Source organism: Archangium gephyra (assembly GCF_042230915.1).
Taxonomy (GTDB): domain Bacteria; phylum Myxococcota; class Myxococcia; order Myxococcales; family Myxococcaceae; genus Archangium; species Archangium gephyra_B.
Genome location: NZ_CP102578.1, coordinates 8,858,086 through 8,877,943 on the forward strand (window position 1 = coordinate 8,858,086; position 19,858 = coordinate 8,877,943).

The 19,858-nt window shown below is 70.5% G+C and carries 18 protein-coding genes; 10 read left to right on the forward strand and 8 right to left on the reverse strand.

Annotated elements, in window-relative coordinates; translation table 11 throughout:
• Positions 1–188: 188 nt before the first annotated feature.
• A complete protein-coding gene (locus tag NR798_RS34675) occupies positions 189–1,016 on the forward strand; it encodes a polysaccharide deacetylase family protein (RefSeq protein ID WP_375766826.1) in 828 nt (275 codons plus the stop codon).
• Here the strand turns inward: NR798_RS34675 and NR798_RS34680 are convergent.
• From NR798_RS34680 to NR798_RS34690, 3 genes are all read right to left on the reverse strand, one after another.
• Positions 1,006–1,476 carry a GNAT family N-acetyltransferase gene (locus tag NR798_RS34680; RefSeq protein WP_375766827.1) on the reverse strand — a complete coding sequence of 157 codons (471 nt, stop codon included), beginning with the start codon at positions 1,474–1,476 and terminating at the stop codon, positions 1,006–1,008. The two genes, NR798_RS34675 and NR798_RS34680, sit on opposite strands and share 11 nt — an antisense overlap.
• Positions 1,477–1,547: 71 nt before the next feature.
• Positions 1,548–2,411, reverse strand: coding sequence for an NAD-dependent protein deacetylase (locus NR798_RS34685; protein WP_375766828.1), 864 nt, complete (start codon positions 2,409–2,411; stop codon positions 1,548–1,550).
• A 72-nt stretch (positions 2,412–2,483) separates the two neighbouring features.
• Positions 2,484–3,851, reverse strand: coding sequence for an APC family permease (locus NR798_RS34690; RefSeq protein WP_375766829.1), 1,368 nt, complete (start codon positions 3,849–3,851; stop codon positions 2,484–2,486).
• 117 nt (positions 3,852–3,968) lie between these two features.
• Between NR798_RS34690 and NR798_RS34695 the strand changes: the two genes are divergently transcribed.
• Together NR798_RS34695 and NR798_RS34700 are read left to right on the forward strand one after the other, a co-directional pair.
• The gene (locus NR798_RS34695; protein WP_375766830.1) at positions 3,969–4,403 is read left to right on the forward strand and encodes a hypothetical protein; all 435 of its coding nucleotides are present in this window, start codon (positions 3,969–3,971) and stop codon (positions 4,401–4,403) included.
• Between the two features lie 31 nt (positions 4,404–4,434).
• A complete protein-coding gene (locus tag NR798_RS34700) occupies positions 4,435–5,025 on the forward strand; it encodes a hypothetical protein (protein WP_375766831.1) in 591 nt (196 codons plus the stop codon).
• A gap of 11 nt (positions 5,026–5,036) precedes the next feature.
• Here NR798_RS34700 and NR798_RS34705 read toward each other — a convergent pair whose 3' ends face one another.
• Together NR798_RS34705 and NR798_RS34710 are read right to left on the reverse strand one after the other, a co-directional pair.
• Positions 5,037–5,795, reverse strand: a complete 759-nt coding sequence (locus NR798_RS34705) for a DUF695 domain-containing protein (RefSeq protein WP_375766832.1) — start codon at positions 5,793–5,795, stop codon at positions 5,037–5,039.
• Positions 5,792–8,077: an ATP-binding protein gene (locus NR798_RS34710; RefSeq protein WP_375766833.1), complete on the reverse strand. Its 2,286-nt coding sequence runs from the start codon at positions 8,075–8,077 to the stop codon at positions 5,792–5,794. Before NR798_RS34710 ends, NR798_RS34705 begins: the two co-directional genes overlap by 4 nt.
• 323 nt (positions 8,078–8,400) lie before the next feature.
• Here NR798_RS34710 and NR798_RS34715 point away from each other — a divergent pair, with 323 nt between their 5' ends.
• Together NR798_RS34715 and NR798_RS34720 are read left to right on the forward strand one after the other, a co-directional pair.
• Positions 8,401–9,477 carry an SGNH/GDSL hydrolase family protein gene (locus tag NR798_RS34715; protein ID WP_375766834.1) on the forward strand — a complete coding sequence of 359 codons (1,077 nt, stop codon included), beginning with the start codon at positions 8,401–8,403 and terminating at the stop codon, positions 9,475–9,477.
• 161 nt (positions 9,478–9,638) lie between these two features.
• A complete protein-coding gene (locus NR798_RS34720; RefSeq protein ID WP_375766835.1) occupies positions 9,639–10,445 on the forward strand; it encodes an SDR family NAD(P)-dependent oxidoreductase in 807 nt (268 codons plus the stop codon).
• A gap of 54 nt (positions 10,446–10,499) precedes the next feature.
• Here NR798_RS34720 and NR798_RS34725 read toward each other — a convergent pair whose 3' ends face one another.
• Positions 10,500–11,684 (reverse strand): AI-2E family transporter, encoded by a 1,185-nt coding sequence (locus tag NR798_RS34725; RefSeq protein WP_375766836.1) that lies wholly within the window; start codon positions 11,682–11,684, stop codon positions 10,500–10,502.
• A 167-nt stretch (positions 11,685–11,851) separates the two neighbouring features.
• Between NR798_RS34725 and NR798_RS34730 the strand changes: the two genes are divergently transcribed.
• Both NR798_RS34730 and NR798_RS34735 read left to right on the forward strand, forming a co-directional pair.
• Positions 11,852–12,979, forward strand: coding sequence for an oxygenase MpaB family protein (locus NR798_RS34730; protein WP_375766837.1), 1,128 nt, complete (start codon positions 11,852–11,854; stop codon positions 12,977–12,979).
• 92 nt (positions 12,980–13,071) lie between these two features.
• Entirely contained in the window at positions 13,072–14,019 is a 948-nt protein-coding gene (locus NR798_RS34735) for an NAD-dependent epimerase/dehydratase family protein (RefSeq protein ID WP_375766838.1), read from the forward strand.
• A 1-nt stretch (position 14,020) separates the two neighbouring features.
• On the opposite strand, the gene NR798_RS34740 is transcribed toward NR798_RS34735, so the two are convergent.
• Positions 14,021–15,091: a cyclic nucleotide-binding domain-containing protein gene (locus NR798_RS34740; RefSeq protein WP_375766839.1), complete on the reverse strand. Its 1,071-nt coding sequence runs from the start codon at positions 15,089–15,091 to the stop codon at positions 14,021–14,023.
• A gap of 117 nt (positions 15,092–15,208) precedes the next feature.
• On the opposite strand from NR798_RS34740, the gene NR798_RS34745 reads away from it, so the two are divergent.
• The gene (locus NR798_RS34745) at positions 15,209–16,012 is read left to right on the forward strand and encodes a hypothetical protein (protein ID WP_375766840.1); all 804 of its coding nucleotides are present in this window, start codon (positions 15,209–15,211) and stop codon (positions 16,010–16,012) included.
• A 6-nt stretch (positions 16,013–16,018) separates the two neighbouring features.
• On the opposite strand, the gene NR798_RS34750 is transcribed toward NR798_RS34745, so the two are convergent.
• On the reverse strand, positions 16,019–16,804 hold the full coding sequence (locus NR798_RS34750; RefSeq protein ID WP_375766841.1) for a hypothetical protein: 786 nt from the start codon (positions 16,802–16,804) through the stop codon (positions 16,019–16,021).
• Between the two features lie 182 nt (positions 16,805–16,986).
• Between NR798_RS34750 and lepB the strand changes: the two genes are divergently transcribed.
• Positions 16,987–17,664, forward strand: a complete 678-nt coding sequence (gene lepB / locus NR798_RS34755; protein ID WP_375766842.1) for a signal peptidase I — start codon at positions 16,987–16,989, stop codon at positions 17,662–17,664.
• A gap of 181 nt (positions 17,665–17,845) precedes the next feature.
• Positions 17,846–19,849 (forward strand): elongation factor G, encoded by a 2,004-nt coding sequence (locus NR798_RS34760; protein ID WP_375766843.1) that lies wholly within the window; start codon positions 17,846–17,848, stop codon positions 19,847–19,849.
• The last annotated feature ends 9 nt before the right edge of the window (positions 19,850–19,858 follow it).

The following is a 19,858-nucleotide window of genomic DNA, read 5'->3' on the forward strand; positions in this document are numbered from 1 at the left end:
CAAGCCCCCTCGCCGGTCCGCTGGAGGCACCCGAATTCGAGGACTCCGTAAACCTCCGCTCCGGGTGCCATACGGCCCGTCACATGGGTGCACTGCTCGTTGCACACCCAACAAGCGGGGAGCCATCCGCGCTATACCTGCACCGTTCCCTCCGCCCGTTGGCGGACGACAGGAGCGCGTCGCACATCATGGCCCGTTGGTCTCCCGTGCATTCCCTGCTGACGCTGGTGGCGCTCGCCACGAGCGCCTGTGTCTGGACTCCCCCCGAGGAGCCCGAGGCCCCGCCTCAGGAGGAGAAGGCACCTGCACCCCCGGAGCCCACGGCCTGCCTGACAGCGCCCATCGTGACGAACGGGAGCCGCAACCGCATGCGGGTGGCGCTCACCTTCGACGCCTGCTCCACGCGCCACAACGAGTATGACGAGCGCGTCATCCGCACCCTGGTGGAGACCGGGACGCCGGCCACCCTCTTCATCGGCGGCGGTTGGGCGCTGGCCAACCCGGAGCGCCTGGAGGAGCTCGCGCAGTACCCGGACTTCGAGTTCGGCAACCACACCTACTCCCATCCCCACATGCCCGAGGTGAAGGATGACGGGAAGGTGCTGGAGGAGCTGCAGCGCACGCAGCAGGTCGTCTATGACCTGACGGGCCGCATCCCCAAGTACTTCCGCCCCCCCTTTGGCGAGGTGGACAGGCGTGTCGCCTGGCTCGCGTCCAAGGCGGCGCTCGTCACCCTCAACTACGACTTACCCTCGGGAGACCCGGACACCACCATCACCGCGCGGCGGCTGGTGGACTGGGTGGTGCGCAAGGCGAGCCCCGGAGGCATCGTGGTGCTGCACATGAACCACAAGCGTTTCGCCACCGCCACGGCGCTGCCGGACATCATCAAGGGGCTGCGCAAGCGGGGCTTCGAGCTCGTCACGGTGGGCACGCTGCTCGAGGACGACACCTGGCCCACGTGCCAGCCCTCCGAGGAGCCCGAGCGTCCCGTGGTGGCCGGAGTCATCCCCTGACGCGCGGCTTCCAGAAGACGAGCTCGGTGACCCCCGGCACGGCGAAGCCCGGGAGCTGGCCCACCTGGCGGTACCCGTGCCGCTGGTAGAAGCGCTGCGCGCCCTCGTTGAAGTCAGAGGTGAGCAGGAAGTAGCCCCCGGACGGCTCTCCACACCCGGCCTCGTACGCCGCGAGCAGTTGCGCGCCGAGGCCCGAGCCATGGCGGTCCTCCCGGATGGCGAGCGTGCGCAGGTACGCCCCCGTCCCGAAGGTGCCCCGGGTGAGAAACCAGCACACGCCCACCGGGCCGCTCTCGTCGAGGGCCATGAGCAGGCCCTCGCCCCGCTCCAGCGCCCCCCGGAAGCGGGCCGCCAGGGCCGGGGCTTCCAGGCCATAGGCCTTGAAGAGGGGGAGCGGCGCCAGCGCGGCGGCCAGTGCCGGAAGGTCCTCTGGAGTCGCGGGGCGGATGACTGCGGGCATCGGGTCCTCTCGGGTTGCGGGGGCCCCGGGAGATTGGACCGGAGCGCCGTGCCGTACAACAGGACTCGGGCTCAACCGGTGGCGAGCGCCGCCGCGAGTTGGGGGAGCACCTCGCCCGCCCGGGCCTCCACCCGCACGTCCACCAGCTCCCCTCCGCGGCACTCGCCGATGTTGACGAGGCCGATGGGCAGGTGGCGATCCGCGGCCCGCTGAAGGAAACGGAAGCCCGAGTAGATGGCCAGGGAGGAGCCCACCACCAGCAGCGCGTCCCCCTCCTCCAGCAGCGAGAACGCGGCCTCCACGGTGGGGGCTGGAACGTTGTCCCCGAAGAAGACCACGTCCGGCTTCAGCGTCCCGCCGCAGCGGGTGCACACCGCCACCTGGAAGTCCCGCACCGCCTCGACGGGCAGCTCGGCGTCCCCATCTGGCCGCAGCTCGGCGGTGCGCTCCGCGAAGCCGGGGTTGAGGGCCATGAGGCGCTCCTGCACCTCCACCCGGGGCTCGAGGGCCTCACAGTCCAGGCACCGCACCCGGGCGAGCGCCCCATGCAGCTCGATGACCCGCTGGCTCCCAGCGGCATGGTGCAGGCGGTCCACGTTCTGGGTGATGAGGCCCAGCACGTGGCCCTCCCGCTCCAGCGAGGCGAGCGCCTGGTGGGCGGCGTTGGGCCGGGCCGACGAGAAGCGCGGCCAGCCGAGCAGGCTCCGGGCCCAGTAGCGCGTGCGCACCTCGGGTTTGGTGAGGAACTCGCGATGCTGGATGGGGTTGCGGGCACGGGCGCGCGTGCCGGGCCCCCGGTAGTCCGGGATGCCTGACTCCGTGCTGCACCCGGCCCCCGTGAGCACCACGAGCCGGCGGCCCCGCAGCAGCGAAGCCAGGGCGTCCACGCCCTCGGGCCCAGTGAAGATGGACGGTTGTTCCAGGGGGGCGGTCATTCGGGAGGAATCTATAACGCCCCTTCGCCGCGCTCGCTGGACTCCCGTCTGGGGAGCGGGCGTCCGGGCCACCTACGGCTGCTCCGGCTCCTCTTCCAACACCACGTTCTCCGGCCGCCGGACGAGGTACAGCACGCCGATGCCCGCGACGATGCCGCCCGCGATGAGGGGCGCGCGCACATCCGCCTCGGGGCCCAGCACGCGGCCGGCGATCATCACCAGGCAGAGCAGCACGCCGACGGCGGGGACGGCCACGGGCACCTCGAAGGCGCCCCGGGGCTCGCCCGGGCGGAGCTTCAGCACCACCAGGGCCCCGTTCACCACCACGAAGGCCCCCAGCAGCAGCAGCGACGTGGCATCGGCGAGCTGGCGGATGTCGCCCAACAGCGCCAGGGCCAGCACACAGCCCAACAGCACGAGGATGGCGATGTGCGGGGTGCGGCGGCCGCGGTGCACCCGGCTCAGGCGCGCCGGCAGCAGCCCCTGGCGGGCCATGCCATACAGCAGCCGGGAGCCCATGACGTAGTTGAGCAGGGCCGTGTTGGCCACCGCGAAGATGCAGATGGCCGTGAAGAGGGTGGGCGGAATGGCGGGAGCGGCCTTGCGCACCACGTCCACCAAGGCGGCCTTGGACTGGCTCAGCTCGTTGTACGGCAGCACCGACACGGCGGAGATCGCCACCAGCACATAGAGGCACGTGGCGATGAGCAGGGCCAGCAACAGCCCCAGCGGCAAGGTGGTGCGCGGCTGCTTCACCTCCTCGGCCACGTTGAGGATGTCCTCGAAACCGATGAACGAGAAGAACGTCAGCACCGCGCCCTGCAACAGCAGTCCCGCGGAGAGGCCAGACTCCACGCCGCCCTGCCCGGCCGCGGAGGGAACCTCGAGGTAGTCGACCGAGCCCCAATACCGGAGGCCTACGCCGATGACGATCAGCAGCCCGGTGAGCTCGACGGCCGTACAGACGAAGTTCATCCACGTGCTCTCGCGGATGCCCCGGAAGACGACGAGCGAGAGCAGCACCAGGAAGCCGGCGGCCAGCACCCCCGTTGGCAGACGCACACCCAGGGACTGCAGGTAGCCGGCGATGACACGCGAGCCCGTGGCCATGGACGTCAAGCCGGAGGCCGCCACGCCCAGGCCGAGGATGAAGGGCACGGCTGGTACCCGGAAGGCGCGCTGGACGACATAGGGAGCGCCCGCCGCGCGCGGGTAGCGTGAGCCGATGTTGGCGTAGCTCAATCCCGTCAGCAGGGCGACGACCATCGCCATGACGAAGGCGAGCCAGACGGCATTGCCCATGAGGCCCGCGGCCTTGCCCATCAGCCCGTAGATTCCCGCCCCGAGCATGTCCCCCACGCCATAGATGATCAGCGCACCGAGTCCCATGGTCCGGGCCAGGGCCGGCTGCGCGGAGGAGGTCTGTTCGCTAGCGGCCATGAGCGTCCCTCTTACTCACGCCCCACCTCCTGATTCGAGTCACTTCCGGCGCCAGCTGTCAGGAAGCCGCCAGCTCACCTCCGCTGGGCCCCCTGCACCCCCCGGCATGCTGGCATCATGACTCCCATGAGGAAGGTGCTCTGGTTCGCCGGTTACGTCTGGGCACTCCCAGTGACGATACTGGGCCTGATGCTCGCCATGCTTTTCGCCCGCCTCGAGTCGGTGGACGAGGAAGGCATCCTCCACTTCGTCGTCCAACCGGGCGGGCCTCTCGCCTGGTACATGCGACGCTTCAACATCGCCGCTTTCACCATGGGCGCGGCGGTCACCTACTCCGGAGCGGATGGCCCCCGGCAGATCCGCCTGGTGCGCCACGAGCGCGCGCACGTCATGCAGACCCTCGTCCTCGGTCCGCTGTTCCTGCCCCTCTACGTGCTCGCCTCGCTCTGGCAACTCACGCGCGGAGGCCACCCGTACCGCGACAACTGGTTCGAGGTCCGGGCTCGCGCGGCGGAGATTCCCGGCTACCGCACGCTGCGTCTCGTGCGCTAGCCGCGCCCGTGTGTGCCAGAATGGGCTGGTCATGCCCGCTCAGCCCGCCATTCGCGGCTTCATGTCCAGGATGATGCTCGATGCGGCCAGGGACCTGCCGGCCGAGACCCAACAGAGGGTGTTCGCGCTCGTCCCCGAGCCGGTGATTGCCCTCATCGAGTCCACGCCCCGGCTGGGCTGGGTGCCCCTGGAGCAGAGCATGAAGCTGTCCGACGCCCTCCACCAGGTGCTGGGGGATCCAGGCTTCCGCCATTTCTTCACCGGCCTCGCCGAGCGAATGATGGGCTACCCGCTGCTGCAGTCCTTCTTCGACGGGGCGGTGCGGCTCTTCGGGCTGACGCCCCCGTCGATGCTGAAGTGGACCAGCTATGCCTGGGAGCAGTCCTTCCGGGACTGCGGGAAGATCCTCTACCAGCCGCGCCGGGAGGCGGTGAACGACGGCCGGGCCGAGATGGTGCTGGAGGGCTTCCCTCCCGCGCTGCTGCGCTCGGGCACCTTCCCGGAGTCGCTCGCGGGCACCTTCGACATGTACCTGCGGCGCGTCTCCAAGAAGGGCCAGGTGGACATCCTCGTCACCGACCTGCAGCAGGGCCGCGTGGTGTACGGCATCTCCTGGCAGTAGCGGCCGCGGCCTCAGTGGACGACGGCGGCTCCCCACCCATCGAAGTCCGCCCCGAGCGAGCGCGCCAGCTCGTCGTTGGCCTCCGACTCGGCCGAGATGGCCTCCAGGTCCAACGGCAGGCGCTTGACCATCACCAGCGTCCCCTCCTTCTGCGGAAGAGCCTCCGCCGGGCCGGTGTACCCGCGCTCGCGCAAGGCGCGGGCCACCGCCGCCAGTGCCTCGCCGGAGCCGAGGAAGACGAACTCGAGGGCGTGCTCCCGGTGGGGATCGCTCCCCGCCTCCACGAGCTGCTCCACCGTGCGCTGATCCGCCAACCAGCGCCACGTCGCCTCATCCGGACGGATGCAGGCATCGAAGAACTCCCACCCCGCTTGCTCGCGGATCCTCACCGGGTGGTAGTCCGGGCACTCCCCCTTCCAGGCCTCCACCACCGCCAGGAAGGACTCCCGCGCTTCCAGCTGGAAGACCCACTCGCGGGTACCCTGGTGCGTCAGCCGCGCGACCAGCCGGCACTCGACGCCCGCCTTCTCCAGCGCCGCGCAGAGCGCGTCCTCCAGGACGTTGAGCCGCTCCGACTCCGGAGGAACCGGACCGCCGTTCGGGTTGGGGTGGTGGATGCTCACGGCGACCCGGGCACAGTGCCGCAAGGTCCCCGTCAGGTCCTCCCGTGCGGCGTCCTCGTCGAAGGAGACGAACAGCGGTCCGCGCTCGGTGTGCGCAACGTAGATGTTCCAGGCGTCATGGACGACCCGGACCGGTGGTGGGCTCATGAGTCAGGGGGTGTAGCGGATTCATGCCCGCCCGGTGCGGGGAATGCGACGGGGATGGTGAAGAAGAAGGTGCTGCCCTGGCCCGGTTCGCTCTCCACCCGCATCTTCCCACCATGCGCCTCGATGAGGCCCCGGGCGATGGACAGCCCGAGTCCCGCCCCCCGGCGATCCTTCCGGTCTCCCTGCCAGAAGCGCTCGAAGATGCGGGAGAGCGCCTCCGGAGCGATGCCCGGCCCGGTGTCCCGCACGAAGAAGCAGAGGTGCCCGTCCTCCACCCGGGCCCCCACGCGCACCCGTCCTCCGGGCGGGGTGAACTTCAGCGCGTTGCCCAACAGGTTGGAGAAGACCTGCAGGAGCCGGTCCCAGTCCGCGAGCACGGGCGGGAGCGCTCCGGGCACCTCGAGCCCCAGGTGGATATCACCGGCCTGTGCCTGGGGGCGGGCCGTATCGAGGGCCGCGTGCAGGAGGGCCTCGGTGGGCTGCGGGCCCGGGCTGATGGACAACCGGCCGGCCTCCATCCGCGCCACGTCCAGCAGATCGTCGATCAACCGGTTCATCCGCCGGGCGGAGGAGACGATCCGCTCCAGCACCTCCGTGTCGCCTCCCCTGGCGGCGCCCTCGCCGGCCTCGCCGCCGCGTGCCCGCCTCCGCTGCTGCAGTGCCTGGATGCTGAGGACGATGGAGTTCAAGGGGCTGCGCAAGTCATGGGCCACGATGCCCAGCACCTCGTCGCGCGCCTGGGTGGCGTGGCGGGCGGTCTGGTACAGCCGGGCGTTCTCGACGGCCAGGCTGGCGAGCCGGCCCAACCCCTGGGCGAACTCCAGGTCCCCCGGGGTGTAGCTGCGTTCGGACTCGGAGGCGATGAACAGCAGCGCGCCCAGCAGCACGTCCTTCGTCACCAGGGGCACGCCCATGAGCGAGCGCGGAGCCAGGCGCCGGAGCAGCTCGAGGTGCTCGGCGCCTTGCGACATGGCCGCGAGCTGCTCCGCCGTGACGTGGGGGAGGAGCACGGGCTCCCGACGCATCAGCGACTCACGCACGAGGAGCGGCTGGCGCAGGTCGAGCCGCAGGCCCTGGAGCGCCGCCGCCAGCTCCTGCTTGCCGGGATGGCGATGGGCCACCTCCGAGCGGCGCACCTGCTCACCCTCCATGAGGTAGACGAGGCACCAGTCCGCGAGCGACTGCACCGCGAGCTGGGCGACACTGGCGAGCGTCTGCTCGGGGTCGAGCGAGGAAGAGAGCAGCTCCCCCGCCCTCACCAGGAAGCGCTGCTCCTCCTCCACCCGCTTCTGCACGGAGATGTCCCGGAGGATGACCGTCAGGATGGGCCTGCCTTCCAGGGCCAGCTTGGAGATGGCCGCCTCGGCGGGGAACTCCTCGCCACTCTTGCGCAGGCCGAAGATGAGCCGGCGCTCGCCCATCCGCCGCGACTCGTCCGGGCCCGCCGCGAAGCCCTGGATGAACTGGCGGTGGTTGGCCCGGAAGCGCTCCGGGAGGAGCATGTCGAGCGGCTGCCCCAGCACCTCGGGAGCGCCGTAGCCGAAGATGGCCTCCGCACCGGAGTTGAAGATGGTGATGCGCTGCGCCTCGTCGATGGAGATGATGGCGTCCGCGGCGATGTTGACGATGCCCGAGAAGCGGGCCTCCGAGGCGTGCCTCCGGCGGAACTCGCGCACCGTGAGCACCGCCTGCGCCACCAGGATGGCCACGGCGAACGGAACCGCCAGCAGGTACACGCGCACCGAGCGCTCCATCACCTCGCCCGCCTGGCGCCGCGCGGCCTCCATCTCTTCCCGCTCGTAGCGCAGCAGCGCCTCCATGCGGCTGTCCAGCACACCGCGACCAGCCTGCAGCCCTCCGGTGATTCGCGGCAGCAGCCGCTCCAGGGGCACGCCTCGCTGGCGCTGCTCCATCAACTCCTGGGCGAGGGAACGGAGGCGCGCCTCGGCCCGTGCACTCTCCTCCAGCAGCCCGCGCTCCGCGGGCTCCCGGCTCGTCTCGACCATCCGCCGCAGCGTCTGGTCGAACTGCTCGCGCGAGGCCTCGAATGCCTCCATGAGCTGCGGGTTGGGGGAGATCAGCTCGCCGCGGACCAGCCGGCCCAGGTGCTGGCTCTCCGCGTTGAGCCGCTCGGCATCCAGGGCCTGCCGGGTGGCGAAGGCGTAACGCCGCAAGGCCTCCTGCTCGAGCGCCACCACCTGGAGCACCATCAGGAGGGCGCCTACCGCGATCAGCACGGGGACGAGCACCATCGCGGTGGCGGTGGACAGGAAGCGATGCATGTCGCGGCCTGGGCGGTCCCCCTTGGCCCCGCCCGGACGACACGCCCGTGAACGGTGCCCGTCCCGGGTTAGCGCGAAACAGCGGGCCCCACCATGTGACGCCAGGACAGGGCGAGTGATGAGTAGAAGACAGCCCATCCGCGCCACACCGCGTCAGCGGGAGATGACGCGGCCTGTCATTGATTGACGGCTCAGGGAATTCAGCGCCCCGCGCAAATTCATCCCAAGCAGTTCGAATCGACCCAACTTTCTGTTATATCGGTGATGCCGGCCAATAAGCCGTGCTCCTGTTTCACCCCCTAATCACGATTCCAGGAGTCTGCATGTTCTCTCGTCTCAACGGGCAGGGTGTGTCCCTCGCCGTGACGCTCACCGCCAGCCTCGTGCTGGGCGGCGACGCGTTCGCGAGCACCATCAACCAGAACACGTCGTGGACCATCAACCGCGGTGCGGCGTCCACGTACCGCGTGGTGGCCTACGGCGATTCCATCTTCGCCGGCTACAACGGCGGCCTGTTCAGCGTGGCCAAGCGCGCGGCGCCCGCCGTCGAGGGCGAGTACCTGGCGCAGAGCTTCGGCTCCAACATCGAGGTGGTGCGCCGTACCAAGTCCGGCGCGGTGGCCAGCGACATCTACAACAACAAGGTCGTCGCCGAGCGCTCGTACATGCAGTCGACCAACACCCGCGTGGTGATGTTCGAGATGTGCGGCAACGACTACCTGCAGGCGCGCTCTGCCTTCACGGACCAGACGGGCACCTGCAGCTACGCGGGCCTGGACACGGCCCTGGCCAACTGCACCACGTACACGGAGAGGGCCATGCAGGCCATCAACACGTACGCGACGGCGGCCAAGGCCAAGATCGTCATGAACATCTACTACCCGGGCTACGACGCGGACAACGTGCTCACCAGTTGCACGGACTCCGCCACGGGCACGCGGATCAACAAGCGCGCCAAGTTCCTGCCCTACCTGGCCAAGAGCAACTGGCGCACCTGCAACCTGGCGGCGCAGTACGGCTTCCAGTGCGCGGACGCCTTCGCCGAGTACATGGGCGCCGACTACGACTCCAACGGTGACGGGCAGATCGACCGCGAGGCCCTGCGCTACGTCCAGGGTGAGTCCGAGGCCGCCTACGTGGCCCGCATCACCGGCACGCTGGCCGGCACGCTGCGCGACGCCAACACGCACTTCGTCAGCTCGGGCGCCAGCTACGACTACATCCAGTCCGACAACACCCACCCGACCTTCTACGGCGGCACGATGAGCACGGGCTCCACCTCGAGCGCCCCGACGTTCACCGACGCGCAGGTGGTGGGCGGCAAGAACCCCGAGTGGAACAAGTCGGGCCACGAGCGCGCTGGCTGGCTGATGTCGCTGATCGACCCCGCCGCGCCGTAATCCCAGGAAGCACCCGGGCGGGGAGTCACATCCCCGCCTGGCCTCCCCGCCCTCTCCCCTTCCGGGAGGGGGCCGGGTCGAGGCCCCGTAGCACCCCCTCCCCCGCCTGCGGACCGCTCGTGACCATGCGCTCCCGGCGCTCACGGGTTAGGGTGCGCGGCATGAATCGGATGATGGAGCTTCGGACGCGTTGGACCCTCGTCACCGGCGCCTCTTCCGGCCTGGGCGTGGAGATTGCCCGGTCCATCGCGAGGGACCAGGGCGGCAACGTGCTGGTGGTGGCGCGGCGCAAGGAGCGGCTGGAGGCGCTGTGCGAGGAGCTGCGCTCGCGCTACGGCGTGCAGGCCGCCTTCATCGTGGCCGACCTGTCGCGGCCCGAGGACGTGGAGCGCGTCTTCACCGAGGCCACGCACGAGCGGGAAATCCATGGCGTCGTCCTCAACGCCGGCGTGGCGTACTGGGGAGATGCCCTGAAGCTGGAGTGGAGCGAGTTCCAGTCCATGCTGAACACCAACGTCACCAGCTTGGTGCGCCTGTCCACCCTCTTCGCGCGCCACCTCGTCGAGCGCGGGACGCGGGGCGGGCTGATGTTCGTCTCCAGCGTGGCGGGCTTCATCCCGGTGCCGTACCAGGCGGCCTACAGCGGCACCAAGGCCTTCGTCACCAGCTACGGCCAGGCGCTGACGCAGGAGCTGAGGCCCATGGGCGTGTCCGTCACCGTCTTCGCGCCGGGTGGCATCTCCACGGAGATGCTCGACAGGACGGGCCTGTCCAACCGCTTCAAGTCGGGGGACCTGGGGGTGATGAGCGCCGCGGACTGCGCCGCGCACGCGGTGCGGGCCTTCATCCACCGCAAGGAGCTCTACGTCCCCGGGCTGCTCAACCAGACGCTGACGTTCGCCGCGAGGTTGCTGCCGCGCGGCTTCCTGGCCCAGCGCACGGCCGCCATGTACCGGCCCGAGCGCTGAGCCGCCTCCGGACCGTCACTCCTGCCGGGCCAGCGCCTCGTGGATGGCCCGGCCTCACACGTGGCGGGGCCGGCGCCAGAAGGGCGGACGCCAGGGGCCCCGCTTCTCGAGCTGCTCCGCCACGTCTCCCTTCAGCGGCAGGCCGAGTCGCTCGCGCCGGAGGAGGAGCAGCTCGCGGATGACGATCTGACAGGTGCCCACGATGGGCACCGCCAGGAAGGTGCCGAGCACGCCGGCCAGCTCGGCGAAGAGGATGATGCCGAGCAGCGTCACCAGCGGGTTGAGCTCCACGGTGCGCTTGTAGATGACGGGCGCCAGCACGTGGTTCTCGAACTGCTGGTAGAGCACGACGTAGATGCCCACCGCCAGGAAGTCCCAGAAGCCGCCCGAGGCGAGCGCCACCAGCGAGAGCACGATGCCGGCCAGGGTGGCGCCCAGCAGGGGGATGAGGCTGCCCAGGCCGGAGAGGATTCCGAGCGGCAGGAAGAAGGGCACGCCGAGGATGGCCAGGAAGAGGGTGGCGCAGGTGGCGTTCACCCCGCCGATGAGGGCCAGCCCGCTCAGGTAGCCCCCCACGGCCTGGTACACCTTGTTGAGCACCCGCTCGTAGCGCTGGCGGTGGGCCGGGAGGGACTCGGCGAGCACGCCCCGCACCACCCGGCCGCCGTAAACGAGCATGAAGACGACGAGGAAGAGCACGGTGACGAAGGCTCCCACGCCCGCCACCAGCCCTCCCAGCACGCGCAGGGCCGGATCCACCGCCCGCTGGAGCATTCCGGAGCTGCCGTCTCCAAGCGCCCCCAGCCGTCGATCCAGGCCCACCCGCGCGTCCAGCCACTGGAACACCCGGGTCTGGTGCATGCGCTCGTTCAGCTCCGGCAGGCGCTCCACCAGCTCGCGCACCTGGGCCACCGTCGCGGGGATGATGAGGAAGCCCACCCCCACGAGCAGCCCCAGCACCACCGTCATCACCCCCGCGATGGCCAGCGGCCGCTTCAGGCCCCAGCGCTCCAGCCGGTCCACCCCGTGGTTGAAGGCCACCGCCAGGAGGGTGGCCGTCACCGTGAGGGTGAGGGTGACGATGCCGTGGATGAAGAGGTAGATGGCGGTCAGCACCCCCACCACGGTGGCGCAGATGGTGAGCACCGTCTTCACTGTCACCTGGGAGCGAGGCACCACCACCGGCTCCCGGTCGTTCACGGGCTCCACTGGCGAACGGATGGGCCTCTCGGAATCCACGCTCAACGCTCAACCCTCCCTGGCGATACGAGCCTCCAGGAAAGCTGGGGCTCCTCTGGCCGAAGCGGCAACGCACCCTCCGTGAAGGAAGCCAGCCGCTCGCCTACCCGGCAGCCCTGGCTCATTTCGAGCCAAACGGGAGCACCCGGCTAGAATCCCCGCCGCCCATGCGCGCCAACCGATGGACCGATGAAAAACTCGACGGCTTCCGCCAGCGGGGAGACCCGCTCGCCGACGAGACCGTGAAGAACCTGTTCCAGCAGGGGCAGGTAGAGACCGCCAACGTCCTGCTGAAGCAGCTCATCCGCAACGACCAGCTCGTCCCCGACACGCTCCCGGAGATGCTGCGCGAGTACCTGCTGCGCACGGAGCAGCTCCCGGACTGGGCGGACCCGGCCCTGGTGCGTCAGGGCGAGGCGCTGTTCGGCCGGTACGGGCCGCAGGCCGTCGTCTCCCTCTTCTGCGGCGCCCTGCCGGCGAGCTACGCGGCGGCCAAAGGCGTCCAGGTCATCCACCTCACCGCCCGGCTGGCGACGGACCCCTTCCGCCGCATCATGGAGACGGCGCAGATGCTGATCGACGTGCTGGCGCCGGATGGGCTGGCGCCGGGCGGCAGCGGCATCCGCAGCGCCCAGAAGGTGCGCCTGATGCACGCGGCGGTGCGCCACCTCATCCTGCAGAGCGGGCAGTGGAACCCCGAGTGGGGCCACCCCATCAACCAGGAGGACCTGGCGGGCACCCTGGTCGACTTCTCGTACGCGGTCATCATGGGTCTCGAGAAGCTGGGCTGCACGCTGTCCCGGCAGGAGCAGAACGCCTACCTCCACTGCTGGAAGGTGGTGGGGCACATGATGGGGCTGGAGGCGGCCGTGCTCCCGGAGGACGTGGAGGACTGCGCGGTGCTCGCCGAGGTTGTCCAGCGGCGCCACTTCCGCGCGAGCCCCGAGGGGCAGGAGTTGACGCGCGCGCTCATCCAGATGGCCGAGCACGTCACGCCGGGAAATCTCTTCGATGGGATCGCGGCCTCGCTCATGCGTCACATCCTGGGCGAGGAGATCGCCGACATGTTGGCGGTCCCCCCCGCGGACTGGACCCGGCACCTGATTGGCCCGCTGGCGATGCTGAGCAGGGCCTCGGACGAGCTGGGAGACCACTCGCGGGTGGTGGCGCGGCTCTCCGAGGTGTTCGGCCGCAAGCTGGTGGAGGGCATGGTGTGGATGAACCGCGGCGCCGGGCGGCCCCCCTTCCGCATTCCCCAGACGTTGCGCGAGTCGTGGAACGTGCAGGGCCGCTAGACGCGGCCACGAGCATTGAGCCGCGACCTTCGGCCATGTACCCGGGTACGCTAGGCGTTCACCCCGAGGGGGATGGGAGTGGAGGACTCACGGTGAAGCGTCTGTTCGTCACGGGTGGCACGGGGTTCATCGGCGCACGGTTCGTCGCGCTGGCGCTGGAGGCGGGCTACCGCGTGCGGGTGCTCACCCGGAACGCGCGGGCCGCCGAGCAGTGGAAGCACGAGGGCGTCAGCGTGGTGCAGGGGGACCTGCTCACCCCGGGGCCCTGGCAGGAGGAGGCCGCGGCGAGCGACGAGGTGGTGCACCTCGCGCAGCCGCTCACCTTCGGGGCCCGGGTGACGCACCAGCGGGCCCTGGCCTACCGCGATCAGCGGCTGCGCATGGACTCGCTGCTGCTGGACTCGCTCGAGCCGGGCACCGTGCGGCGCGTGCTCTACGTGGGGGGCACCAGCTACTACGGAGACCAGGGCTCCCAGTTGGTGACGGAGGACGCCACGCCGAGGCCCACGGGCTGGGGCCCGTACATCGCGCCCGCCATCGAGTCCCTGCCCCGGCACCTGGAGCGCGGACTGCCGCTGGTGGAGGCCTATCCCGGCTCGGTGTACGGGCTGGGCTCCTGGTTCGTGGAGTACGCGCTGGAGCCGCTGAAGGCGGGCAAGCGCATCTTCGGCCTGAAGGAGGCCGTCACCCACCACATGTCCCCCATCCACGTGGAGGACTGCGCCCGGGCCCTGCTGCACCTGCTGGAGCACGGCGAGGTGGGCCGGCGCTACTTCCTGGTGGATGACCAGCCGGCGACCTTCGGGGAGCTGACGCGGGTGGCGGCCGAGGCCCTGGGCGTCTCCTACCGGAAGTTCCTGCTGCCCCGGTGGGTCGCCCGCCTGTTGCTGGGGCCGGTGGTGACGGAGTCGCTGACGAGCGAGGCGCGGCTGTCCAACGCGCGCCTGCACGCCACGGGCTTCCAGTTCCACTACCCCACCATCCGCGAGGGCGTGCCCGCGCTGGTGCGTCAGTGGCTGGAGTCCCGCGGCCGGAGCTGAGTCAGACGCGCGAGTCGCCCTCGTGCACGGCCCGGCCGGACGCCAGCAGCTTGGAGATGTGCAGCAGCCGCTCGGTGCCCAGCCGCATGAGGGCGGCGCGGATGCCGGGCTGGCCGGAGAGGTACTGCTCGAAGGCCTCGCGTCCCAGCCGGAGCACGTGGCAGGCCGTCTCCGCGCGCACCGTGGCGGTGGCCGGCTGGCCGAGCAGCAGGGAGATTTCTCCGAAGACATCGCCCTCGCGCAGCGGGGGGAAGGCGGTCTCCTGCCCATCGGGACGGCGGAACAGCGGCGTGCACTGGCCACTGAGCAGCAGGTAAAGGGCATCGCCCTTCTGGCCTTGCTCGATGAGGACGCGCCCGGCCTCCACCGTGCGCAGCTCGAAGATGTGCGACAGCGCCTCGCGCTGCGCGGGGGCCAGCGCGGAGAAGACGGGATGGCTGCGCAGGACGTTGGCCAGCAGCCGCTCCCGGTAGAAGGCCCGCACCGTGTCGCCGACCGCGGCGTACTTGAAGGCGATGCGCTCCATGCGCGTGCGGTGCAGCTCGAGCGCCAGGACGTGCTGGGCGGCCACCACGCTGGCCAGCCGGGGGCTCTCGGAGACGAGGGCGATCTCCCCGAAGAACTCCCCCTCCCCCAGCGAGGACAGCGTGCGCCGCTCGCCCCCGTCCATCTTGCGCATCACGTCCACCCGCCCCTCGACGAGGACGAAGGAGGAGCGGCCCGTCTCACCCTCGTTGATGAGGGGCTGTCCGGGAGCGAAGGAGCGCGGCTCCACCACGCTCACCAGGGCCATGAAGGGCTCGCGGCCGAGCTCCGAGAAGAGGGGCACGCGCGGCAGGGAACTGGGGGTGGCGGCCGGGGCCGCGGGTTTCGCGTAGAGGTCCGCCAGCAGCTGCGGGGTGCGCGTGTGGGCCGGCTCGAGTTGGAGGAGGACCCGGCACACCGCGATGGCGCGCAGCGGCTGGCCCTGCCTGGCCAGCTCGGTGGCCAGGGCCTCAGCCGTGGCGAGGGCCTCGGGAGTACGGCCGAGCGCCTGGAGCTGTTCGAGCCGGACGTGGAGGGGGTCGGACATGGCCCCTGTATGCCACAGGCCCCGGGCCCGCGCAGCAGGGGGGGCTGGGGCGGCCCCGTGCTGAGGCCGCCAGCATGCCCCTTCCTCACTGAAGACCCGGTTTGTTAGGACAGCCCCATGACGCCCGGACACACGGCTTCATTGCAACTGCCCGCCTTCCTGCATGGCACCTACCGCTCGGTCCAGCAGAAGGTGAAGCGGGAGGGGCTGCGGTGCGCCGAGCAATATCGGACGGAGGGCACCTTCTCCGCGCACCGGCAGCTGCTGGAAGTGCCCCTGGGTGAAGTGGTGGTGGCGCAGGGGGTCGTGGACTTCCAACAGGAACGCCCAGCCTGGCGCCTGTACATGCTGTCCCAGGTACTGGGCGGGGTGTGGGAAGCGCTGGGGTGGGAGGACTCGTCGGCAGTGAGAGATGCCTATGAGGGCTCCTTCCTGGAAACACCCTGGGGCGCGCTGTTCTTCACCCTCGCACGGATGGGCCCGGTGAGTGCGGAGCGCACGGCGCGGCGCCTGGAGGCGGTGCTGCGCTTCTGGGAAGCGCTCGAGGGTGCGCGCTACCTTTTCAAGGCGCCAGGGGCGGCCCAGACCCTGGAGGAAGCGATGGAGGCGTCCTGTGGCTGGGCCATGGACGCGTGGTGCCCGGAACGGCAAGGCCCGGTACGTGCGCGTCTGGAGAGCGCGGCGGAGCGCATGGCGCGGGCAACGAGGGAAGACTGCCTCAAGGCCATTTTCCGGCAGATGCCCCGGGCCCTCGCCGCCGGGCATGACCTGAAGCACCGGCAGGTGCTGGCCGACCCCGCCTTCCAGCGAGAGCGCCTGACCACGCTCGACTCGCGCGCCTTCGAGCGGGTCTCCGGTGCGTGCACGCCGGAGCTGCTCGAGAAGCTCTATGACTGGGACCAGGAGTTGGGTTTGCAGTAGGGAGCCCTACTGCCCGAGCGACTGGGGCGGCGGCCTGGCGCTGAAGAGGGGCACGTAGCACTCTCCCTTGTACTCGTAGAGTTCTTCCGGACATGGGGCCTTGAGTTTGTGAGGCCCCCAGCAGGCGCCGTTGATCTCCACCTCGATGCGGCGGTTGCAGGGGGGCCGCTTCTGCCCCTTGAAGGGCTCGCGCGGCAGGGGATCAGCGAACGATTTCCCCTCGGGCATGGTGTCCGTGAGCCAGCCGCTCTTGAACGGCGTGGGCATCCCGCCATCCATTGGCTCCGCATGGGACACGGGCGCTGCCGCGACTCCCGCCAAGGACTCGGGGCCACCTGATGGCGCGGAGTCCCTGCGCACCAGGACGAAGACCAGCGCCCCCACCACGGCCACGCCCGCCAGCGCCAGCCCCAGGCGCCGCCAGGGACGAGGCTCGTCGTCGGAAGGGAAGGCAGCGGACATCCGGCCCATGCCCTTTCGCACATCCTCGAACAGGCACATCAGCGCCTCCACCGAGTGCTTGTCGGGGGACACGGCCCAGCGCGAGTCCTCCGCCTCCAGCGCCACGTAGCCAGGGTCGGCCGAGGACACGCAGCGCACGCGCCAGTCGCCCGGCGGCGGTGCACCGTCTCCTTCGGCGGGCTTGAACACCAGGGCCGCCGTGCCGCTCGTCTCGTGCGTGGCCCGGTAGAGTTCCCCCTGGCGAAGCTCGTCCTGCGGCACCTGCTCGTGCAACTGGTACGGCCCCACCTTCTCCCATTCCCCCCAGTTCCCCTCCTGATCCTTCTTCACGCGTGCACCTCGCTGGCATTGCGACCCGACTCCAATGGTAACCGATGGCGAGCGAGCGTCCTACTCCCCAAGTGAGCCCCAGGGGATGGCTCGACGCCACGAGGAATGAGAGTCCCCCTCGTGTGTTGCCGTGCGACCCGCCCCGCCGGGCGTACAATGGAAGGCCCGCCGAGGAGAACGCCATGGACTCCCCTCCCGACACGAAGCTGAGCCGCCCCCGGTGGAAGCTGTACCTGGTGGATGTCGCCGCGCTGTGCGTGCTGTTCGTGGGCCGCGCGAGCTTCGCGGACCACTACCACGTGCCCTCCGGCTCCATGGAGCCGACACTCGCCATCAAGGACCACCTGGCGGTGGACAAGCGGGCCTACGGGCTGCGCATCCCCCTGACGCACACCTGGCTCACCGAGTCGGAGCCCCAGCGGGGAGACGTCGTCGTCTTCGACTCGCCCATTGACGGCAAGGTGATGGTGAAGCGGCTGGTGGGGCTGCCGGGGGACCGCATCGCCTTCGACGGCGAGGCGCTCGTGCTCAACGGCCAGCCGGTGCCCCAGGAGCTGACGGCGGACGGCGCGCGGCTGGAGCTGCTGCCCGGAGCGACGCACGCGCTGCACCCCGAGCCGTACCAGGGGCCGGGGATGGACGAGGTGGAGATTCCGCCGCGGCACTACCTGGTGCTGGGGGACCACCGGGGCAACTCGGCGGACAGCCGCGTCTGGGGACTGCTGCCGCGCGAGAACCTGCTGGGCCGCGTGGTGGCGGTGCTCTACAGCTCGCGCGAGGGGCTCTCCGGTGGCGAGCGCTGGTGGATTCCGATGAGCACGGACGAGGGCGCCAGCGTGGACCCCCGCCTCACGCGGTAGCTCGGGACTGGAAGACCCGCCCGCCCGTCACTCCCGGGAGGACGAGACCGCCGTCGCGCACCCGACGTGACGGGCGAGCATGGAGGAAGGCCCTCGCCCACGCTGGGGACGGCGCTTCCGGTGCGTGAGCGGGAGACCCACCTTCCTTGCAGAGCAGTCGTGCCTGCAGGAGGGCCAGGTGATGAAACATCCCGCGTCGCCGAGAGTCGTCACCCTCGTAGGACCCCAGGGCGTGGGAAAGACGACCCTGTTCGAATCGCTGTTGAAGTCCACGGGGGCCGAGGAGCCAAGGACCGTGGGAGGCGGCGGTGGGGCCACCGGGCGGAGCATGACGCTCGAGCTGTCCGTGGCCCACACGCGCTTCCTCGGAGAGGAGTGGACCTTCATCGACGCCCCAGGCGCCACCGAGTTCTCCCAGGAGGCGCGCCACGCCCTCATGGTGAGCGACGCGGCCGTGGTGGTGTGCGACGCCTCGCCCGAGCGCGCCGCGGCCCTCGCGCCCCTCTTCACCTTCCTGGATGCGCGGCGCATCCCCCACCTGCTCTTCCTCAACGTGCTCGAGGAAGGCGGCGCCCCGGTGCGCGAGGTGCTCGAGTCGCTCCAGGCCGTCTCCTCGCGGCCGCTGGTGATGCGGGAGATACCGCTGCGCCAGGGCGGGCACCTGGTGGGCGTGGTGGACCTGGTGAGCGAGCGCGCATGGGGCCAGGGCAAGGAGGGCAAGCCCGCGCTCATCTCGCTGCCGGACTCGGACAAGCCGCGCGAGGAGACGGCGCGGCGCGAGCTCATCGAGCGGCTGGCGGACCTGGATGACGCGCTGCTCGCCCAGCTCCTCGAGGACGTGGTGCCCCCGCCGCGGGCCCTCTACGAGCAGCTGGAGCGGGCGCTGCGCGAGGACCGGCTGGTGCCCGTCTTCCTGGGCTCGGCGGAGCAGGGCCTGGGCCTGGAGCGGCTGCTCAAGGGCCTGCGGCACGAGGCCCCCACGGTGGACGAGACGCGCGCGCGCCTGGGCATTCCCGGGGAAATCCCCGTGCTGGCACAGGCATTCAAGACGCAGCACCAGCCGCACGTGGGCAAGCTGTCGATGGTGCGCGTCTGGCGGGGCGAGCTGCACGAGGGAGACACGCTGGCCGGTGGCCGGGTGGGCGGCGTGCAGCGGGTGCATGGAACGAAGCAGACGGCCGCCGGGACGGCCCGCGAGGGCGAGGTGGTGACGGTGTCCCGGGTGGATGCGTTGCGCACGGGAGACCTGGCGGATACCGAGGGCCTCCTCACGCCCAAGGACTGGCCCGTGGCACCGCCGCCGGTGCACCAGCTCGCCATCGTCGCCGAGAAGCGCACGGATGACGTGAAGCTGACGAGCGCCCTGTCACGGCTGGTGGAGGAGGATCCCTCGCTGTCGGTGGACCAGGAGGCGGACACGCAGATGCTCCTGCTCGGTGGACAGGGCGAGCTGCACCTGCGCATGGCCCTCGAGCACCTGCGCACGCGCATGCGCGTCCCCGTGCTGACGCGGCCGCTGCCCATCCCCTACCGGGAGACGATCCGCAAGACGGGCTCGCACCACGCGCGCTTCAAGCGGCAGTCCGGCGGACACGGGCAGTTCGGCGACGTCGTGGTGGACGTAAAGCCGCTGGCGCACGGAGAGGGCTTCCGCTTCACCTCGGCCGTGGTGGGCGGCGCCGTCCCCAAGCAGTACGTCCCCGCGGTGGAGGAAGGCGTGAAGGACGGCCTGAAGCGGGGGCCGCTCGGCTTCCCCGTGGTGGACGTGGAGGTCATCCTGACGGGCGGCACCTACCACTCGGTGGACAGCTCGGATCAGGCCTTCCGCACCACCGGGCGCCTGGCCATGGTGGAGATCCTCCCCAAGCTGGAGCCGGTGCTGCTCGAGCCCATCCTCCAGGTGGACATCCACGTGCCGAACGAGGCGATTCCCCGGGCGCAGCGGCTCGTCACCAGCCACCGGGGACAGATTCTCGGCTTCGACACGCACCCGGAGATACCGGGCTGGGAGGTGCTCACCGCCTATGTGCCCCAGGCGGAGATGCAGGGCTTCATCGTGGAGCTGCGCTCGGCCTCCTCCGGCCTGGGCAGCTTCGTGACGCGGCATGACCACTACTCGGAGCTGGTGGGCAAGCAGGCCGAGCGCGTGGTGAGCCACCAGCAGCAGCCCGCGGCGGAGCGGTAACCCCCTCTC

Excerpts from the sequence above, each read along its gene's own strand:
- NR798_RS34675 (WP_375766826.1), top strand. The coding sequence starts at position 189 with ATGGCCCGTTGGTCTCCCGTGCATTCCCTGCTGACGCTGGTGGCGCTC.
- NR798_RS34680 (WP_375766827.1), bottom strand. The coding sequence starts at position 1,476 with ATGCCCGCAGTCATCCGCCCCGCGACTCCAGAGGACCTTCCGGCACTG.
- NR798_RS34685 (WP_375766828.1), bottom strand. The coding sequence starts at position 2,411 with ATGACCGCCCCCCTGGAACAACCGTCCATCTTCACTGGGCCCGAGGGC.
- NR798_RS34690 (WP_375766829.1), bottom strand. The coding sequence starts at position 3,851 with ATGGCCGCTAGCGAACAGACCTCCTCCGCGCAGCCGGCCCTGGCCCGG.
- NR798_RS34695 (WP_375766830.1), top strand. The coding sequence starts at position 3,969 with ATGACTCCCATGAGGAAGGTGCTCTGGTTCGCCGGTTACGTCTGGGCA.
- NR798_RS34700 (WP_375766831.1), top strand. The coding sequence starts at position 4,435 with ATGCCCGCTCAGCCCGCCATTCGCGGCTTCATGTCCAGGATGATGCTC.
- NR798_RS34705 (WP_375766832.1), bottom strand. The coding sequence starts at position 5,795 with ATGAGCCCACCACCGGTCCGGGTCGTCCATGACGCCTGGAACATCTAC.
- NR798_RS34710 (WP_375766833.1), bottom strand. The coding sequence starts at position 8,077 with ATGCATCGCTTCCTGTCCACCGCCACCGCGATGGTGCTCGTCCCCGTG.
- NR798_RS34715 (WP_375766834.1), top strand. The coding sequence starts at position 8,401 with ATGTTCTCTCGTCTCAACGGGCAGGGTGTGTCCCTCGCCGTGACGCTC.
- NR798_RS34720 (WP_375766835.1), top strand. The coding sequence starts at position 9,639 with ATGAATCGGATGATGGAGCTTCGGACGCGTTGGACCCTCGTCACCGGC.
- NR798_RS34730 (WP_375766837.1), top strand. The coding sequence starts at position 11,852 with ATGCGCGCCAACCGATGGACCGATGAAAAACTCGACGGCTTCCGCCAG.
- NR798_RS34740 (WP_375766839.1), bottom strand. The coding sequence starts at position 15,091 with ATGTCCGACCCCCTCCACGTCCGGCTCGAACAGCTCCAGGCGCTCGGC.
- NR798_RS34745 (WP_375766840.1), top strand. The coding sequence starts at position 15,209 with ATGACGCCCGGACACACGGCTTCATTGCAACTGCCCGCCTTCCTGCAT.
- lepB (WP_375766842.1), top strand. The coding sequence starts at position 16,987 with ATGGACTCCCCTCCCGACACGAAGCTGAGCCGCCCCCGGTGGAAGCTG.
- NR798_RS34760 (WP_375766843.1), top strand. The coding sequence starts at position 17,846 with ATGAAACATCCCGCGTCGCCGAGAGTCGTCACCCTCGTAGGACCCCAG.